At 73.2% G+C, this 16,569-nt stretch carries 12 protein-coding genes and 2 pseudogenes; 7 read left to right on the plus strand and 7 right to left on the minus strand.

The features are described from left to right. Positions 1 to 24 precede the first annotated feature (24 nt). Entirely contained in the window at positions 25 to 2,436 is a 2,412-nt protein-coding gene (locus ENC19_RS23330) for an ATP-binding protein (protein WP_328824356.1), read from the plus strand. Beyond that, positions 2,361 to 3,560 carry a hypothetical protein gene (locus ENC19_RS30590; RefSeq protein ID WP_235945046.1) on the plus strand — a complete coding sequence of 400 codons (1,200 nt, stop codon included), beginning with the start codon at positions 2,361 to 2,363 and terminating at the stop codon, positions 3,558 to 3,560. Before ENC19_RS23330 ends, ENC19_RS30590 begins: the two co-directional genes overlap by 76 nt. On the opposite strand, the gene ENC19_RS23335 is transcribed toward ENC19_RS30590, so the two are convergent. Beyond that, complete coding sequence (locus ENC19_RS23335) at positions 3,494 to 4,204, minus strand: lysophospholipid acyltransferase family protein (RefSeq protein WP_164449226.1); 711 nt, start codon at positions 4,202 to 4,204, stop codon at positions 3,494 to 3,496. The genes ENC19_RS30590 and ENC19_RS23335 overlap by 67 nt on opposite strands. Before the next feature lie 284 nt (positions 4,205 to 4,488). Here ENC19_RS23335 and ENC19_RS23340 point away from each other — a divergent pair, with 284 nt between their 5' ends. Both ENC19_RS23340 and ENC19_RS23345 read left to right on the plus strand, forming a co-directional pair. After that, positions 4,489 to 5,334 (plus strand): DUF308 domain-containing protein, encoded by an 846-nt coding sequence (locus tag ENC19_RS23340; protein WP_164449227.1) that lies wholly within the window; start codon positions 4,489 to 4,491, stop codon positions 5,332 to 5,334. Positions 5,335 to 5,509: 175 nt separating this feature from the next. Next, complete coding sequence (locus ENC19_RS23345) at positions 5,510 to 6,922, plus strand: alpha,alpha-trehalose-phosphate synthase (UDP-forming) (RefSeq protein WP_164449228.1); 1,413 nt, start codon at positions 5,510 to 5,512, stop codon at positions 6,920 to 6,922. Positions 6,923 to 6,953: 31 nt separating this feature from the next. Here ENC19_RS23345 and ENC19_RS23350 read toward each other — a convergent pair. The 6 genes and pseudogenes from ENC19_RS23350 to ENC19_RS23375 form a co-directional block, all read right to left on the minus strand. Further along, positions 6,954 to 7,755 (minus strand): annotated as a pseudogene (locus ENC19_RS23350) (alpha/beta hydrolase). Positions 7,756 to 7,766: 11 nt separating this feature from the next. After that, positions 7,767 to 9,173: a flavin-containing monooxygenase gene (locus tag ENC19_RS23355; RefSeq protein WP_164449229.1), complete on the minus strand. Its 1,407-nt coding sequence runs from the start codon at positions 9,171 to 9,173 to the stop codon at positions 7,767 to 7,769. Positions 9,174 to 9,264: 91 nt separating this feature from the next. Beyond that, entirely contained in the window at positions 9,265 to 9,990 is a 726-nt protein-coding gene (locus ENC19_RS23360; protein ID WP_373688947.1) for an endonuclease/exonuclease/phosphatase family protein, read from the minus strand. A gap of 2 nt (positions 9,991 to 9,992) precedes the next feature. Beyond that, positions 9,993 to 10,940: an ROK family glucokinase gene (locus tag ENC19_RS23365; RefSeq protein WP_164449356.1), complete on the minus strand. Its 948-nt coding sequence runs from the start codon at positions 10,938 to 10,940 to the stop codon at positions 9,993 to 9,995. Between the two features lie 69 nt (positions 10,941 to 11,009). Further along, positions 11,010 to 11,714, minus strand: a complete 705-nt coding sequence (locus ENC19_RS23370) for a hypothetical protein (RefSeq protein WP_235945047.1) — start codon at positions 11,712 to 11,714, stop codon at positions 11,010 to 11,012. A gap of 40 nt (positions 11,715 to 11,754) precedes the next feature. Beyond that, entirely contained in the window at positions 11,755 to 12,210 is a 456-nt protein-coding gene (locus ENC19_RS23375; RefSeq protein WP_164449230.1) for an SRPBCC family protein, read from the minus strand. Between the two features lie 145 nt (positions 12,211 to 12,355). Between ENC19_RS23375 and ENC19_RS23380 the strand changes: the two are divergent. The 3 genes and pseudogenes from ENC19_RS23380 (at position 12,356) to ENC19_RS23390 (ending at position 16,537) form a co-directional block, all read left to right on the plus strand. Beyond that, positions 12,356 to 14,152, plus strand: a pseudogene (locus tag ENC19_RS23380) (AMP-dependent synthetase/ligase). Positions 14,153 to 14,166: 14 nt separating this feature from the next. Continuing rightward, on the plus strand, positions 14,167 to 15,861 hold the full coding sequence (locus ENC19_RS23385) for a GAF domain-containing sensor histidine kinase (protein ID WP_164449231.1): 1,695 nt from the start codon (positions 14,167 to 14,169) through the stop codon (positions 15,859 to 15,861). 7 nt (positions 15,862 to 15,868) lie between these two features. Next, positions 15,869 to 16,537: a response regulator transcription factor gene (locus tag ENC19_RS23390; RefSeq protein WP_007072219.1), complete on the plus strand. Its 669-nt coding sequence runs from the start codon at positions 15,869 to 15,871 to the stop codon at positions 16,535 to 16,537. Positions 16,538 to 16,569: the final 32 nt, after the last annotated feature.

Raw genomic sequence — 16,569 nt, forward strand, 5'->3', positions numbered from 1 at the left:
TGCCTGCGCCCGCTCGCGCCGGACGTGGCCTTCTGCACCTCCTGCGGCGCACCCCGAGCCGGCACCGACCTACCGGGCGCCCTGAACCAGGAGGATCGCCGCCGGGTCAGCGTGCTCTTCGTCGATCTGATCGACTTCACCCCGTACGTCGAGCGGGCCGACCCGGAGCTGGTCCGGGGCATGCAGACCGGCTTCTTCTCCGCCGCCCGCCGGGTGGTCGGCCAGTACGGCGGAGTGGTGGAGAAGTACATCGGCGACGCGGTGATGGCGCTGTTCGGTGCGCCGGTGGCCACCGAGACCGACGCGTTGCGGTGTGTGCGGGCCGGGTTGGAGTTGCAGCGGGTGCTGACCCGCTTCACCCCGACCGGCACCGACGGGTTGCGCTTCCGGGTCGGGGTGGCGACCGGTGAGGCGCTCGTCGACGTGGCCGCCGCCCGCGACGGTGGCCAGGCGATCGTCGCCGGCGACGTGGTCAACACCGCCTCCCGGCTGCAGTCGGCGGCGCCGTCGGGCGGGGTGCTCGTCGACGGCGCCACGCACGCGCTGACCCGGGACACCATCCGGTACGACGAGCAACCCCCGGTCATCCTGCGCGGTCGGTCGGCACCGACCGAGGTGTGGCTGGCCCGGTCCGCGGTACGTCAGCAGCCCACCGATCGGGAACCGGACACCACCCCCCTGATCGACCGGGAGCACGAGCTGGGCATGCTGGTCAACGCCCTGCACCGCAGCCTGCGCGACCGCCGACCCCAGGTGGTGACCGTCTTCGGTCGGGCCGGCATCGGCAAGAGCCGGCTGGTCCGCGAGTTGCACCGGCACACCGGTCGGCTGGTGGACGAGCCGCTGACCTGGCGCATCGGCAGGTGTCCACCGTTCGGCGAGAACGTCACGTTCGCCGCGCTCGCCGACATCGTCAAGGCCGAGGCGGGCATCCTCGACACCGATCCGGCGGCCAGCGCCGCGCAACGACTCACCGCCGCCGTCGGCGAGCTGGTCGGCGTCGCCGAGCGGGGCCGGGTCACCGACGCGCTGCGTCCGCTGGTCGGGCTGGCCGGTAACCCGCTGCCGGCCGAGGAGGCGGAATCGGCGTGGCGGCGGTTCCTGCTGGCCCTGGCGGCCCGTCGCCCCACCGTGCTGGTCTTCGAGGATCTGCACTGGGCCGACGACCCGATGCTGCGCTTCGTGGAGTTGCTCGGCGCGGCGGCCCGGGACGTGCCGCTGCTGCTGCTGTGCACCGCCCGCCCGGAACTTGTCGACCGGGATCCGAGCTGGGCGGGGACCATCACCGGTTCGGTCACCATCGCCCTGCCACCGTTGCGGGACACCGGCATCGCCGCGCTGTACGCGCACATGTTCGGCCAGGCCGCGTTCTCCGCCGACCTGCTGACCCCGCTGGTCGAGGTGGCCGGCGGCAATCCGCTCTACGCCCACGAGTACGTCCGAATGCTGATCGAGCAGGGGGCGCTGCGGCAGTCCGGCCGTGGCTGGTCGCTGGAGAAGCACCTGGACCTGCCGATGCCGGAGAGTGTGCACGCGGTCATCGCCAACCGGGTCGACCTGCTCGACGCCAAGGACCGGGCGGTGCTGCTGGCCGCCGCGGTGGTCGGGGTGCAGTTCTGGCCGGGCGCGGTGGCCGCCGCCGTCGGTCAGCCGGTCGAGTCCGTCGAGCGTGCCCTGCGTCGGCTGGAGCAGCGGGACTTCGTCCACGAGCAGACCACCTCCACGATGGCCGGCCAGCCGGAGTACCGCTTCCGACACGTCCTGGTCCGGGACGTGTGCTACCAGCGGCTGCCCCGGACCGAGCGGGTGGCCCGGCACGATCGCACCGCCGACTGGTTGGACACCCTGTCGCAGAGTCGGGACACCGACCTGGCCGAGGTGCTGGCGCACCACCGCTGGGCGGCGCACGAGATCGCCCGCTCGCTCGGCATGGAGACCAACCGCTACGCCGCGCCGGCCCGGGCCGCTTTGCCCGGAGGCGGCACGCCGGGCGTACGCGCTGCACGGGCTGGACGCCGCCGCCGGCCACGCGGCCCGGGCGCTCGGCCTGGCCGACGACTCCGATCCGGTGGGCCGGCTGCAGCTGGAGCTGTTGAGCACCGAGATCGCGTTCCACCGCGACGGCAACGCCTTCCTCTCCGGCGGTGGACCGGAGCAGGTGCAGGCGCTCGCCGAGCGGCTGCTCGCGTGCGGCGACGAGGCGTGCGCGGCGCGGGCCTGGACGCTGCTCGGCCAGGCGGCGTGGCCGCGCCGACCGCCCGGCGGCACTGGCCTGCCTGGACCGGGCGGTACGCCTGTTCGACCCGCTGCCGGACAGCGCGCAGAAGGCCGACGCCTTCGCCGAGCTGGGGCGGCTGCACATGCTCAACTACGAACGTGATCCGGCGGTGGCGGCGGCCGACACGGCCGCGGCGATCGGCGAACGGCTCGGGCTGACCGAGATCCGCACCAACGCCCGGATCACCGCGGCCACCGCCCGGTACCAGGCCGGCGACCGGGCCGGGCTCGACGAGCTGTACGCGATCGTGGAGTCCAGCCGGACCGGTCTGCTGCTCGCGTTGCCCCGGGCCACCCAGAACCTCGCCTACGCCGTCTGCGAGGAGGGCGACTGGGTACGCTCCGACGCGTTGCTGGCCGCCGCCCCGGCCCGCACCGCCAGCGGGCAGACCCTGACCACCAGCTACTCGAGCGAGGCGACGCGGGCCTGGTTCGAGGGGGACTTCGATCGGCTGCTCACCGCCGCCGACGCCTGCATGAACACCCCGACCGGCGGCTGGGACATGCAGGTACGCGGCCTGCGGTCGTGCCTGCTGGTGCTGCGCGGCCAGCCGGTGCCGCCGGGCCCGCCCGCCGACGGTCGCCGGACGGGGGTGCCGCCGTGGTACGGTGCGTGGCCGCCGCGCTGGACACCGCGCGGCGCAGTGGCTTCCACCGGCTGCACTGGACGATGCTCGCGATGGGCGCGTTGCCGGGCGGTACAGGGTCGCCTCGACGAGGCCGCCGCGCTCGTCGACGAGCTGGCCGGGTCGTGGACGGCGGTGCCGGCGCTGGCCAGTGGCGAGTGGATCGCGGCGGCCGGCTGGGCAGCCAGCCTGGCTGGACGCAACCGCCGCCCAGGTGCGCGCCATGCTCGACCGGGTCGGCCACCGTACGCGCCCTGGTCGGAGGCGGCGCTGCGGACCGTGACCGGGGCGCTGGCCGGGTTCGACGACAACCACCGGCACGCCGCCGAGCTGCACCTCGCCGCCGCCGAGATCTACGCCGGGATTCCCGACGTCACCGACCGGATGCTGGCGCTGACCTTCGCGGTACGCGAACTGGCGGCCGCCGGCGACCACGCGACGGCCGGCGCGCGCCCTGACCGAGTTGCGCCTTCGCACCGCAACGCCGCTCGGGCCCTGCTCGCCTGGCCCATCCACCCACCGGCACCGCCCGGACCCTCGCCTCCTGACCGGCGCGCGGGCCGCGCGGTCACCCGCGCAGGCCGGGTGGCTCAGGCCGCGACCGGGGTGGCCGGCGCGGTCGTCGGGGTGGGCTGGGCCTTGAGCTGCTGGGCGTAGACGTCGACGTACTCCCGGCCGGAGAGCTCCATCAACTCGTACATGATCTCGTCGGTGACCGCCCGCTCGACGAACCGGTCACCGGCCAGCCCGGCGTAACGGGAGAAGTCCAGCGGCGGTCCGAAACGGATCCGGACCCGGGCCAGGTTCGGGATGAGCTGGCCCGGCGGCTGGATCTCGTCCAGGTTGAGCATCGCCACCGGCACCACCGGCGCACCGCTCTCCAGCGCCAGCCGGGCCACCCCGGTCTTGCCCCGGTAGAGCCGACCGTCGGGCGAGCGGGTGCCCTCCGGGTAGATGCCGGCGATGCCACCGGAGCGCAGCACCGTCAGCTGGGTGTCCAGCGCGGCGCGGGCGGCCCGGCCACCGGAGCGGTCCACCGGGATGGTGCCGGTGCCGGTGAAGAACATCTTGGTCAGCCAGCCCTTGACTCCCTTGCCGGTGAAGTACTCCGCCTTGGCCACGAAGGTGACCTTCCGGGGCACGATCAGCGGCGTGAAGATCGAGTCGGAGAAGGAGAGATGGTTGCTGGCCAGGATGACCGGACCGGTCGCCGGTACGTGGTGCAGACCCTCCACCCGCGGCCGGAAGATGAGCCGCAGCAGCGGGCCGAGCAGCACGTACTTCAGCAGCCAGTAGAGCACCGGCGTCCTTTCGGCAGGTGGTGGTCACCACGGACCGCGCCGGACCGGGTGATCGTGGCACGAGCCTACGAACCGCCGGCCGGCCGCGGCAACGGACGCTCGGTTCGAAACCGCCCGTCACGTTCGGTGTCGGACCGACGTCCTGGCCGGCGTCCGGCCGTACGCCGCGCCACAAGGCACTCCCCGAACCCACCCTCGACGTGTCACGATTCAGGGCACGGGGCGTGCGGGGGCGCGCCGAGGGGCCGCGGGGCGCGCCGGTGGCGCGATGAGGAGGATGGTCGGTGTCAGCGGGTGGGGCCCGCCGGGGACGGCGGGACAACGGTCTCGACGCGAGCGAGTACGCCATCGCCGGTGATGTCGATCCGCGCGTCGGCGAGCACCTGCTCGACGTGCTGGCCGCCGGCGGGATCGCCGCCTACCTGCAACCGTCGGCCGACCTGAACCCGGTCACCCGCACCACCACCGTGCCGTCCCGGCCGGTGGACCGGCTCTACGTGGATCGCTCGCACCTGAGCACCGCCCGGGACTACCTCAGCCAGCTCGCCGACGAGACCGGCGACGCCCGCGTCGGCGGCGAGCCGGACATCGACGCCGAGTGGGAACGCATCGTCGCCGGCTTCCACACCCCGCCGGACACCGGTGACCACCCGTGGCCGGCCGCCGAGAACGTGGACGACCCCGCCGGGCGGGGTGGCACGGCCACCGCCACCCGGCCGGGCACCGAGGAGCCCGGCCCGACCGCCACCGACGTACGCCGGCTGCCGTACGCCGCCGACATCTCCGGAGTCTCGGTCGGGCGTGGGCCCCGCGACGGTGAGGGCCCGTCGCTGCTGGACGGCCTGGACACCCTCGGCGCCGAACTGCCCGACGACCCGGACGACGACGAGCGGTACGTGCCGCCGCCGCCACCTCCGCTACCCCGCGTGTCGAAGTTCGCGCTGGCCGGCATCCTCGCCGTGCTGCTCGGCTTCGTGCTGTTCCTCTTCCCCGATCTGCTCCCCGCCGACCAGGGCATCGTCACCCTGCTCGGCTTCACCGGCATTCTCGCCGGCTTCGTCACGCTGGTGTGGCGGCTGCGGCCCGGTGACGCCGACGACCGTGACCCGGACGACGGCGCCGTCGTCTGAGCCGGCGCGCAGGGTAGCGGTCCGGATACCGGGACGGCGGCCGCCCGTGCCGAGGCGCGTAACAGTGGTGTAACTTACTGTCAGTAGGAATACCGCAGTACGTCACGTCACCCGCCGACTGCCCGGTTGTTCCTCCCTCGTGGCGGTCACTCCCCTGCTGATCGGAATGCCCGAGATGCGACAGAGTTCCCTCGTGGTGGTGGCCAACCGCCTACCCATCGACGACAGCGTGGCACCCGACGGTGCCTGCGAGTGGCGGCGCAGCCCCGGTGGGCTGGTCAGCGCGCTGCACCCGCTGCTACGCCACACCCCCGCGACCTGGGTCGGCTGGGCCGGCGGGACCGGTCCCGCGCCCGACCTGCCCGACATCGACGGGGTACGGATGCACTCCGTGCCGCTCAGCGGCGACGACCTGCGCGACCACTACGAGGGCTTCGCCAACGCGACCCTCTGGCCGATCTACCACGACGCGGTCGAGCAGCCGCAACACCACCGGCGCTGGTGGGACGCCTACCTTCGGGTCAACCAGCGGTTCGCCGAGGCCACCGCGCAGGTCGCCGAGCCCGGCGCGGTGGTCTGGGTGCAGGACTACCACCTGCAACTGGTGCCGGGGCTGCTCCGCACGCTGCGACCCGACCTGCGCATCGGCTTCTTCCTGCACGTGCCCTTCCCGCCGCCGGAGCTGTTCATGCAGCTGCCCCGCCGGGCCGAGCTGCTGCGCGGGATGCTCGGCGCCGACCTGGTCGGCTTCCAGCGCGCCCAGGCGGCGCACAACTTCGCCCAGCTGGTGACGAAGGTGCTGGGGTTGCCGGCCACCGACCGACGGATCGGGATCGACGACCGGGTGGTGCGCATCGGCGCGTTCCCGGTGTCGATCGACACCGTCGAGATGGCCGCGCTGGCCGACCGCCCGGACGTGGCCGACCGGGCTCGCCGACTGCGCCACGACCTGGGCAGCCCCGAGCAGGTGATCCTCAGCGTCGACCGGATGGACTACACCAAGGGCATCGAGCAGCGACTCAAGGCGTACAGCGAGCTGCTGGCCGGCGGGCACGTCAAGGTCCGCGACACGGTGCTGGTGCAGGTGGCGGTGCCCAGCCGGGAGCGGGTCAGCCAGTACCAGATCCTGCGGGACCGGGTGGAGCGGGAGGTCGGGCGGATCAACGGGGAGTTCGGCCGGGTCGGTGAGCCCGCCATCCACTACCTCACCCAGCCGTTCGACCGCGCCGAGCTGGCCGCGCTCTACCGGGTCGCCGACGTGATGGCGGTGACCCCGCTGCGCGACGGCATGAACCTGGTCGCCAAGGAGTACGTCGCCGCCCGGGTCGACGACACCGGCGCGCTGCTGCTCAGCGAGTTCGCCGGGGCCGCCGCCGAGCTGCCGCAGGCGTACCTGGTCAATCCGCACGACCTGGAGGGGCTCAAGCAGGGCCTGCTCGCGGCGGTGCGGGCCGACCCCGCCGACGTACGGGAACGGATGCGGTCCATGCGCGCGTACCTGCACGAACACGACATCCGGGCCTGGGCCCGCTCCTATCTGTCCACGCTGGATCAGAGTGGTTCGATGCTCGCCCACCTCGGCGGCTGAGACCGGCCGTCGGGTCACGCCCGCGACGAGCTCAGCCGAGGTCGTCGCGGCCCGGTTCCTTGATCAGCCAGTCGAGGATCGCGTCGATGGGCTCCCGCCACCGGGCGTCGAGCATCAGGTCGTGCCCCATGCCGGGAAAGAGCAGCGGAGCCGAACCGTACCGCCGCGCGGCACGGGTCAGCGCCGCGGCCGGCACCACCCGGTCGTCCGGGCTACCCAGTACCAGCACCGGCGGATCGCCCACCGCCGGCTCCGGATCGGCGCCGGTCAACAGCTGCCACTGGGCCCGCCGGGCCGCCCGCCCCAGCCGCGCGGCGTGCCGCCGAGCGTCGGCCTCGGGCAGTTCTGCGCTGAACAGCTGCCTGCGGTTGAGCCGCAGCCCGGCGCCAAGACCGCCGGCAGGGTGCCGAACAGGTTGCGGCGCAACGCGGTACCGAGCGTCGCCCAACCGCCGAAGACCGGCGCCACCAGCACCGCCGCCTTCGCCGGGTAGCGGGCCATGGCGTGCGCGACCACCAGGGCCCCGGCGCCGTGCCCACCAGCACCGCCCGCCGCGGCAGGCCGGCCGCCACCTGGACCACGTCGTGGGCGTACGCCCGCAGGGTCGCCTCCGGTGCCGGGGCGCTGCCGCCGTGCCCGCGCAGGCTCATCGCGTGAGCGCTGAAGCCGCGGGCGGCGACATGTCCGAGCCAGTTCTCCGCGTACGCCCAGGCACCATGGCCGAAGCCCGGCACGAACAGCAGCGGTGGTCGTCCCTCCTCCAACTCCGGGACGGCGCTGAGCACCTCACGCCGGACCGGGCGCACCGGCCGCGCCCACTCCCAGCCGCGCATCACCCGCTCGGTCACTTGCTCTCCAGCTCGCGTAGGGCGCGCTCCAGCGCGCGCAGGTAGTCGGCGTGCCCGACCTCGAACCAGTGCCGGGTCGAATCCTTCACCTGTCCCGAGTAGCGTTCGCCCGCCCCGGCGCGTACCCGGGCCGCGAAGGCGGCGGCCCGCTCCGGACGGCTGGCGCGCAACCGCAGCAACCGGGCGAAGAGCACGGCCTGCCAGTGGGCCAGGGTGAAGATGCCCGAGTCGGGCTGGAGCAGCCCGGTCACCGCGAGCGTGGGATGGTCCGGTACGAGGGCGTTGAGCCACAGCCGGGGTCGGCCCACCCCCTCGTCGTCGCCGAGCAGCTTGCCGTCGAGGAACTCGAAGCGGGGCAGGTAGCCGGTGGCGAAGACGACAAGTTCCGGGTCGATCTGCCGGCCGTCGGCAAGCTCCACCGAGTGCGGGTGGAAGCGCGCGATGTCCGGTACCGGGGTGATCGCGCCGTGGCCCACGTGGTACACGAGCAGGCTGTTGGCGATCGGGTGCGTCTCGTACACCCGGTGGTCCGGCTTCGGCAGGCCGAAGCGGGTCAGGTCGCCGACGGTCAGTCGCAGCGTCCGGTGGTAGAGCCACTGCCGGACCCGCAGCGGCACCCGCAGCGCCAGCAGCAGGTCGTTGACCTGGTCGGCAGGGCGACCGAAGACGTACTTCGGGGCGTACCAGTAGCCGCGACGGGTGGAGTGCCAACACCGTGACGCCTGCTGGGCGGCCTCCACGGCGATGTCGCAGCCGGTGTTGCCGGCCCCCACCACCAGCACCCGCTTGCCCCGCAACTGCGCCGAGTCCTTGTACGACGAGGCGTGCATGACCTCGCCACGGAACTGCTCCAACCCCTCGTAGCGGGGCAGCTTCGGCGACCAGTTGTGCCCGTTGGCGATCACCACGGCGCCGTACCGGGAGGTGCGCTCGGGACCGTAGCCGCCGGTGCTGCGGGTGGTGACGTCCCACCGGTCGTCGCCGACCGGCTCGACCCGCACCACCTCGGTGCCGAACCAGATGTGCCGGCGCAGGTCGAAGTGGTCGGCGTAGCGCTCGAAGTAGGACAGCAACTGACCGTGGTGCGGGTAGTCCGGCCAGTGGTCGGGCATCGGGAAGTCGGGGAACTGGGTGAACGGCCGCGACGAGATCAGGTGGGTGCTGGCGTACACCGGGCTGCGGTCGTGCCGCCAGTTCCAGGCGCCGCCGACGCCGGTCTCACGTTCGTAGCAGTCGACCCCGAAACCGTGTTCGGCGAGGTTCTTCACGGCGGTCAGGCCGCTGGCACCGGCACCGATGACGCAGACGGTGTCGCCCCGGTCGGAGACCGGACGGCCGTCGGGGCCGCGGGCGAGCGTGGTCGTCTCCGGATCTGGCCGGCCGGGCTCGGTGGAGGTGGGCACCGGGGGTCTCCTTCGTCTCGGCACGAGTGCCGGGTCGCGCGAAATCCTCCCCACAACGGAGCGGGATGTCCAGCCCGGCGAACGGCCGATGTCAGGCGGTGGCGGGCAGCAGCAGGTCGACCAGGACCGGGAAGTGGTCGCTGGCCCGCCGGGTCAGCGGGGTGTCCACCACGTCGTAGTCGACCACGGTGATCCGCGCGTCGACGAACAGCGCGTCGATGCGCCGGCGCGGATCCGCGCACGAGTAGGTGAGCCGGTCGGCCCGGTCGGCCGCCACCGCCGCGTCGGTCAACCCGTCGGCGACGGCGCGCCACGCCGGCCCGCCCGGCTCCTCGTTGAGATCGGCGGCGGCGATCACCGGATGAGGTGCGGCGACCAGGTCCCGCTTGAACAACTCGGCCTGGCCGGGACGCTCCGCCGGGTCGGTGGACAGGTGCGACCCGGCCACCGTGAACCGGGCCGAGGTGCCCACCCGACAGTCGGCGTACGCGGCGCCGCGCAGGTGCCGGCCGGGGGTGAGCGGGAAGCGCCGGCAGCGGGTGTCGGTCACGCGTACCCGGAGGCTGGTCAACAGCAGGTTGCCCAGCGACGGCAACCCGCCGGCGGCGACCACCAGACCGAACGACTCGGCCAGCGCGGCCGACTTCTCCCGCCACCGGAACCGGCGCGGTCCCTCCTGGACGATGACCACGTCCGGCGCCGCCCCGCGCACCACCGCGGCCAGCGCGGCGGTGTCGTCGCGCTGGCCGTGGACGTTGTACGACAGCACGCGCAGCGGCACCCCGTGCTCGGTCACCGGGTGCGGTGTCGAGGACACCGCTAGATCCGGCGGGCCAGGTCGGCGGCGCCGATGACGCCGGCGGAGTTGCCGAGCTCGGCTGGCCGGATCTCGGCCACCGGCAGCCGGCTGCGTTGCGCCAGTGCTTCGGTGAACGAGCGACGGGTGGGGCCCATCAACAGGTCACCGGCGTCGATGACGCCACCGCCGACGACCAGGATCTGCGGGTCGAGGATCTGCGCCATGTCCGCCAGGCTGGTGCCGAGCCAGCGGCCGACCTGCGCGAACGCCTCGGCCGAGACGGGGTCGCCGCCCTTGGCGGCGGCGGTGACCATCGGGCCGGTGATCGCCTCGGCCTCCCCGTCGGCCAGCTGCAGCAGGGCGGCGGCCCGGTGTGGCTCCTGCCGGGCGGCGGCCCGGGCGAACCGGACCAGGGCGCTGCCGCTGGCGTACTGCTCGATGCAGCCGAGCCGGCCGCACCCGCACTGGTGGCCGTCGGGAACGGTGAGCATGTGGCCCAGTTCGGCGGCGATGCCGTGGGCACCCCGGACCAGATCACCGCCGAGCACGATGCCGCCGCCCACGCCGGTGCCGATGGTGAACATGACCATCGAGTCGTCGGCGTGGCGGGCGGCGCCGTAGCGGAACTCCGCCCAGGCCGCCACGTTGCCGTCGTTCTCGACGATGACCGGCAGCCCGACCGCCGCGCTCACGTACGCCCGCAGCGGCTCGTCGCGCCAGGCCAGGTTCGGGGCGAAGAGCACGGTGGAACGGCTGGAGTCGATCCAACCGGCCGCGCCGATGCCGACCGCCTGGATGTCGTGGCCAGCGGCCAGTTCGGCGACCAGCTCGATGATGACGTCGCGGGTCTTGCCGACGTCGTCGGCGGGGGTGTCCCGTCGGGCCTGCACGAGGACCGTGCCGGTGTCGTCGACGACACCGCCGGCCACCTTGGTGCCACCGACGTCGACTCCGATGGTCAGCGTCACCGCTGCCACTCCCCTCTGCTGTGCCACCCGCGCACACCTGCCCTCGCCGGTGGTGCGGGTCGTCCGTGGTCAGGCCCCGTCGCCTGGTGCGTCCTGCCGCCCCCCGGGCACGGTACGGCCGTCCGGTGCGGGCTCGTCACCCGGTGCGGGTTCGCCGTCGGGTACCCGGGAGGCGGGCACCACGCGACGCTCGGTCGACGTCCGGCGTCCGGCCGGTGCGACCGGCCCGGCGGCGTCGACGGGCACGGCGGTCGGGACGGCGACGTCCTCCACCCGGGTCGCGGCGGACCAGACGTCCCGCTCCGGTGCCGGCTGAGAATCATGCCCGGTCCGGGTGGCCTCGCGCCACACGTGGTCGCCGTACGGGTCGGCGGCGGCGGTGGCGGTGTCCTCGGCGGCGGAGCCGGACGCCGGTTCGGCGGTCGAACCGGCCGAGCCGAAGGCGCGCAGGAAACTGGCCAGGCCAGCGGCCAGATCCCCGGCACCGGTGGCCAGTCGTTCGGCGAATTCGGGGCTCGGATCGCGCAACGCGGCGATGCCCCGACACACCGGGCAGACGCAGCATTCGGGCGCGCCGGTGGCGAAACCACCCCCGGTGCCACCGGACGCGGCGCCCGGGACGTCGTTGTGACCGAGGACACCGGTCACGATCCCGCCGAGCGGGCCCAACGGCACCGCCGCCGGGTTGGCGGCGGCCATCCGCACGGTGGCCAGCAGCGTGGCGACCAGCCGCTCCGCCTCTTGCCGGGCCGTGCCCGGATCTGTCGCACCCATGCTGGGCTCCTCTACCGCGGCGACCGGGTCGCCGGACGCGTCACTGCGCCGCACCGGATGCTTCTACCCGGCGCTTGAGCTGCTTCAACGCGGCGTCCATGATCATTTTCTCGGCCTTGCGACGGAACATGCCGAGCATCCCGACCGCGAGCTCCACCTCCAGGGTGTAGGTCACGGTGGTGCTCCCGTCGGCGTTGGCCTCCAAGTCGTACGCGCCCCGCTGCGCCTTCTGCATCTTCGACGGGGCCACCAGGTGCCACTCGACGCGGGACAGGTCCTCCGCGTAGGCGTACGCCAGCACGTACTCGTCGGCCATCACCGTGGCGTCGAGGACGAAACGGACCTGGCTGGCGTAACCGTCCTCGTACTCCTCGATCACCTCCGCCTCGCGGACCGCCTCGGTCCACTCGGGGTAGCTCGGGAAGTCGCAGATGACCGCGGCCACCCGGTCCGGTGACGCGCCGATGATGATCGACTGGGTGGAAGAGTCCGCCATGGTGGGAGGCTACCGTCCGGTGACCGCCCGCGTGCCGCGCCGCCCACCTGCGGTGTGCTCCCGGCCCACCGGGCGGGTAGGTTTCGACGAGGCCACCCGCGCAGGTGGCGCCCCGACCCGGTCCCGTGAGCACGAGGGAGTGCAGGTGCGCGAGTTCACCGTCCCGCCGATCGTCACCGTCGGCGATTCGGCCAACCTCACCGATCCGGTCTGGGACAACGCCGAGGCCGCGCCCGACGCGGTGCAGTTCGTCCGCCGCGACGCCGCGGGCGCGTGACGACGACTCGCCGGCAGTTCCGGCGACGAGGTGGCCGCGGTCGCCCGCGGGCTGGTCGCCGCCGGGGTGCGGCCGGGCGACCGGGTCGCGCTGATGAGCCGCACCCGGTACGAGTGGACGCTCGTCGACTACGCCATCTGGGCGGCCGGTGCGGTCACCGTGCCGATCTACGAAACCTCCAGCGCCGAGCAGGCCGCCTGGATCCTGGGCGACTCCGGCGCGGTGGCCGTGGTGGTGGAGACCACCGCACACGCCACGCTGGTGGCCGGCGTCCGTGACCAGTTGCCCGCCCTGTCCCATGTGTGGCAGATCGACCTGGGTGGGGTGGACGACCTGATGGCCGCCGGCGCCGAGGTGGAGCCGACCGAGATCGAGCGCCGCCGCGCGGGCCTGCGTTCCTCGGACGTGGCGACGATCATCTACACCAGCGGCACCACCGGCCGGCCCAAGGGCTGCGTGCTGACCCACCGCAACATGTACGCCGACATCGCCAACGCCGCCCCGGTGCTGCCGAACCTGTTCGGGCCGAACGCGTCGACCCTGCTGTTCCTGCCGCTCGCGCACGCCTTCGCCCGGCTGATCCAGATCGGCGTGGTGCAGGCCCGGGCCACGATGGCGCACTGCTCGGACACCAAGAACCTGCTCGCCGAGTTGCAGGAGGTCAAGCCGACCTTCGTGCTCTCGGTGCCCCGGGTCTTCGAGAAGGTCTACAACGGCGCCAAGCAGAAGGCCGAGGCCGGCGGCAAGGGCGGGATCTTCGCCCGGGCCGAGGCGGTCGCCATCGCGTACAGCGAGGCGCTTGAGACGCCCGGCGGGCCGGGCCTGGCGCTGCGTGCCCAGCACGCGCTCTTCGACCGACTGGTCTACGGCAAACTACGGGCCGCGCTCGGCGGGCGCTGCCGCGACGCGATCTCCGGCGGCGCACCGCTCGGCGCCCGGCTCGGCCACTTCTTCCGGGGCATCGGAGTGACCGTCTGCGAGGGGTACGGCCTGACCGAAACCTCTCCCGCCGCCTCCGCCAACCTGCCCGGATTCACCCGGATCGGCACGGTCGGCCGCCCGTTGCCCGGGGTGACCATCCGCATCGACGACGACGGCGAGGTGCTCGTCGCCGGTGATCTCGTCTTCCAGGGGTACTGGCACAACGACACGGCCACCGCCGAGGCGATCACCTCGGACGGCTGGTTCCGCACCGGTGACCTGGGTTCGCTCGACGCGGACGGCTACCTGACCATCACCGGCCGGAAGAAGGAGATCATCGTGACGGCCGGCGGCAAGAACGTCGCCCCGGCCGTGCTGGAGGACCAGGTCCGGTCGCACCGCCTGGTCAGCCAGTGTGTCGTGGTGGGTGACCGGCAGCCGTTCATCGCCGCGCTGGTCACCATCGACGAGGAGGCCCTGCCGGGCTGGCTGGAGTCGGCCGGGCTGCCGGCGGACACCGGGATCGAGCAACTGCGCGAGCACGAGGGGCTGCACGCGGAGATCCAGGCCGCCGTGGACCAGGCCAACCAGTCGGTCTCCAAGGCCGAGGCGATCAAGGTCTTCCGGGTGCTGCCGCGCGACTTCACCGAGGCGACCGGGGAATTGACCCCGTCGCTGAAGGTCAAGCGCCAGGTCGTGCACAAGACGTACGCGGCGGAGATCGCCGACATCTACCGCGGCTGACTACGATCCGTCACGTGCCCGCCTCCACATCCGCCCTGGCCCGCTCGCACCCGCTCGCCGCGGCGGCCCGCGTCGTCGTACTCACGCTGGTCGCCGTCCTGACCCTGTTCGCCACCCGCGACGTGACCCAGCTGTGGTGGATCGTCCTGCTGGCGCTGGCCGGGCTGCCGGCGATGCTGGCCCCCCAGCACCGGCTCGTCGGTCCGCTCAGCCGGGTGGCGGAGGTGGTGGTGCTCGGTCTGGCGGCCAGCCAGGTCGCCGCGGTGGCCACCGTCGGCGGCCACATCGGCGGGCTGGGTGCCTCCGCGGTGCTGCCGTACCTGGCGGTACCGGTGACCGTCACCGCGCTGCGTCGCCGGTTCCGTGAGGGCGCGGCGCTGATCGCCGTGACCGCCGGCAGCCTGCTGGTCGCCGGCGCGGTCACCGAGGTGGGCGGGGTTCGCCAGCTCAGTCAGCCCGGCTATCTCGCCGTCTGCGCCCAGTGGCTGATCCTCGCCGCCCTCGGTCTCTACGCCGCCGGCACCCTGCACCGGGTGATGCAGGCCCGCCACGACAGCAAACCCCAGCCGTACGCCGAGGCGACCCGGCTGCTGACCCAGCTGCGTACGGTGGCCCGCCAACTGCCCGGCGCCACGCTGGACCCGGGCGGCATCTCCGAGCACCTGTTGGAGGAGCTGCGCACGGTGGCCCGTACCGACCGGGGCGCGGTGCTCTCCGCCAGCGGTGGTGGCCGGCTGGTGGTGCTCGCCCAGCTCGGCGCGGACCGGGTCGACTGGGAGACCACCATCGACGCCGACTCGGCCATCGCCGACGCCTGGGCCAGCCAGCAGTCGCAGACCTCGGCCCGCTCGCAGTCCCGCTCACACCGTGGTGGCGAGGTCTCGGCGCTGATCGTGCCGCTGGTGGCCGGGTTGCGCACGGTGGGTCTGGTGGTGCTGGAGACCGACACGGCGCACGCGTACCCGCCACCGGTGGTGGCCCAGGTGACCGGGCTGACCGGCCCGGCCGCGCTGCGCCTGGAGGCCGCCCTGCTCTTCGACGAGGTGCGCTCGCTGGCCACCAACGAGGAGCGGCAGCGGCTGGCCCGGGAGATCCACGACGGGGTGGCCCAGGAACTGGTGATGGTGGGCTACGGCATCGACAACGCGTTGGCCACCGTGCACGACGACGCCGAGGAGACCGCCGAGTCGCTGCGTCTGCTGCGCCAGGAGGTGACCCGGGTGATCACCGAGCTGCGGCTGAGCCTGTTCGAGCTGCGCAGCGAGGTGGACCGGCACGGTGGCCTGGCCGCCGCGATCGCCGAGTACGCCCGCACCGTCGGCGCCTCCGGCGGCCTGCGGGTGCACCTGTCCCTGGACGAGTCCACCGCCCGGCTGCCCGCCGCGACCGAGGCGGAGTTGCTGCGCATCGCCCAGGAGGCGGTCACCAACGCCCGCAAGCACGCCGGCGCGGCCAACCTCTGGGTCACCTGCGAGGTGGATCCGCCGTACGCGCAGATCGAAGTGTCGGATGACGGTCACGGCATAGGTGACCAGCGCTCGGACGGGCACTATGGTCTTGCGATCATGGCCGAGAGAGCGGAACGTATCCGGGGCCGGTTGGAGATCAGGCCGCGACAGCCGAGCGGGACGACCGTCGCGGTGGTGGTCGGTTCACCGTCCCGGCGCGATAACGTTCGCGGTAGCGCCGCCGCAGCAGAAGGGGAGTAAGCCGAGGATGACCACAAGCCCGACACCGGCAACCCGTACCAAGGTCCTCCTTGTCGACGATCACGACTTGATCCGCAAGGGCCTGCGGCACGCCTTCGAGCGCGACCGGCAGTTCGAGGTCGTCGGCGAGGCGGCCACGGCGGCGGAGGGCGTCCGGCAGGCCGGTGCCCTGCAACCGGACGTGGTGATCATGGATCTGCGGCTGCCCGACGGTAGCGGCCTGGAGGCCACCCGGGCGTTGCGCAAGTCCAGCGCGTCGATGGGCATCGTGGTGCTCACCATGTACGCCGGCGACGACCAGCTCTTCGGCGCCCTGGAGGCGGGGGCCAGCGCGTTCGTGCCGAAGACCGCACCGGCCGACGAGGTGGTCGCCGCCGCCCGGCACGCCGCCTCCTCCCCCAGCGCCTTCACCGCCGCCGACCTGGCCGAGGCGATGAAGCGTCGACTCGCCCCGTCCGGCCCGCAGCTGTCTCCCCGCGAGGGTCAGGTGCTGCGGCTGCTCGCCGACGGCATGAGCGTCGCCGGCATCGCCAAGCAGCTGTTCGTCAGCGAGTCGACCGCCAAGACCCACATCTCCAAGCTCTACGAGAAGCTCGGCGCGGCCAACCGGGCACAGGCGCTGATGACCGCGCTGCGACTCGGTCTGCTCGAGGCACCGGACGCGCCGAAGTTCTGATCGGCGCGACACCCGACGAAGATCCGTGTCCC

Source organism: Verrucosispora sioxanthis (assembly GCF_010560025.1).
Lineage (GTDB): Bacteria > Actinomycetota > Actinomycetes > Mycobacteriales > Micromonosporaceae > Micromonospora > Micromonospora palythoicola.

Bases quoted from the DNA above. Each gene is read 5' to 3' on its own strand.
- ENC19_RS30590 (WP_235945046.1), top strand. From the start codon at position 2,361: ATGCTCAACTACGAACGTGATCCGGCGGTGGCGGCGGCCGACACGGCC.
- ENC19_RS23345 (WP_164449228.1), top strand. From the start codon at position 5,510: ATGCGACAGAGTTCCCTCGTGGTGGTGGCCAACCGCCTACCCATCGAC.
- ENC19_RS23370 (WP_235945047.1), bottom strand. From the start codon at position 11,714: ATGGGTGCGACAGATCCGGGCACGGCCCGGCAAGAGGCGGAGCGGCTG.
- ENC19_RS23375 (WP_164449230.1), bottom strand. From the start codon at position 12,210: ATGGCGGACTCTTCCACCCAGTCGATCATCATCGGCGCGTCACCGGAC.
- ENC19_RS23390 (WP_007072219.1), top strand. From the start codon at position 15,869: ATGACCACAAGCCCGACACCGGCAACCCGTACCAAGGTCCTCCTTGTC.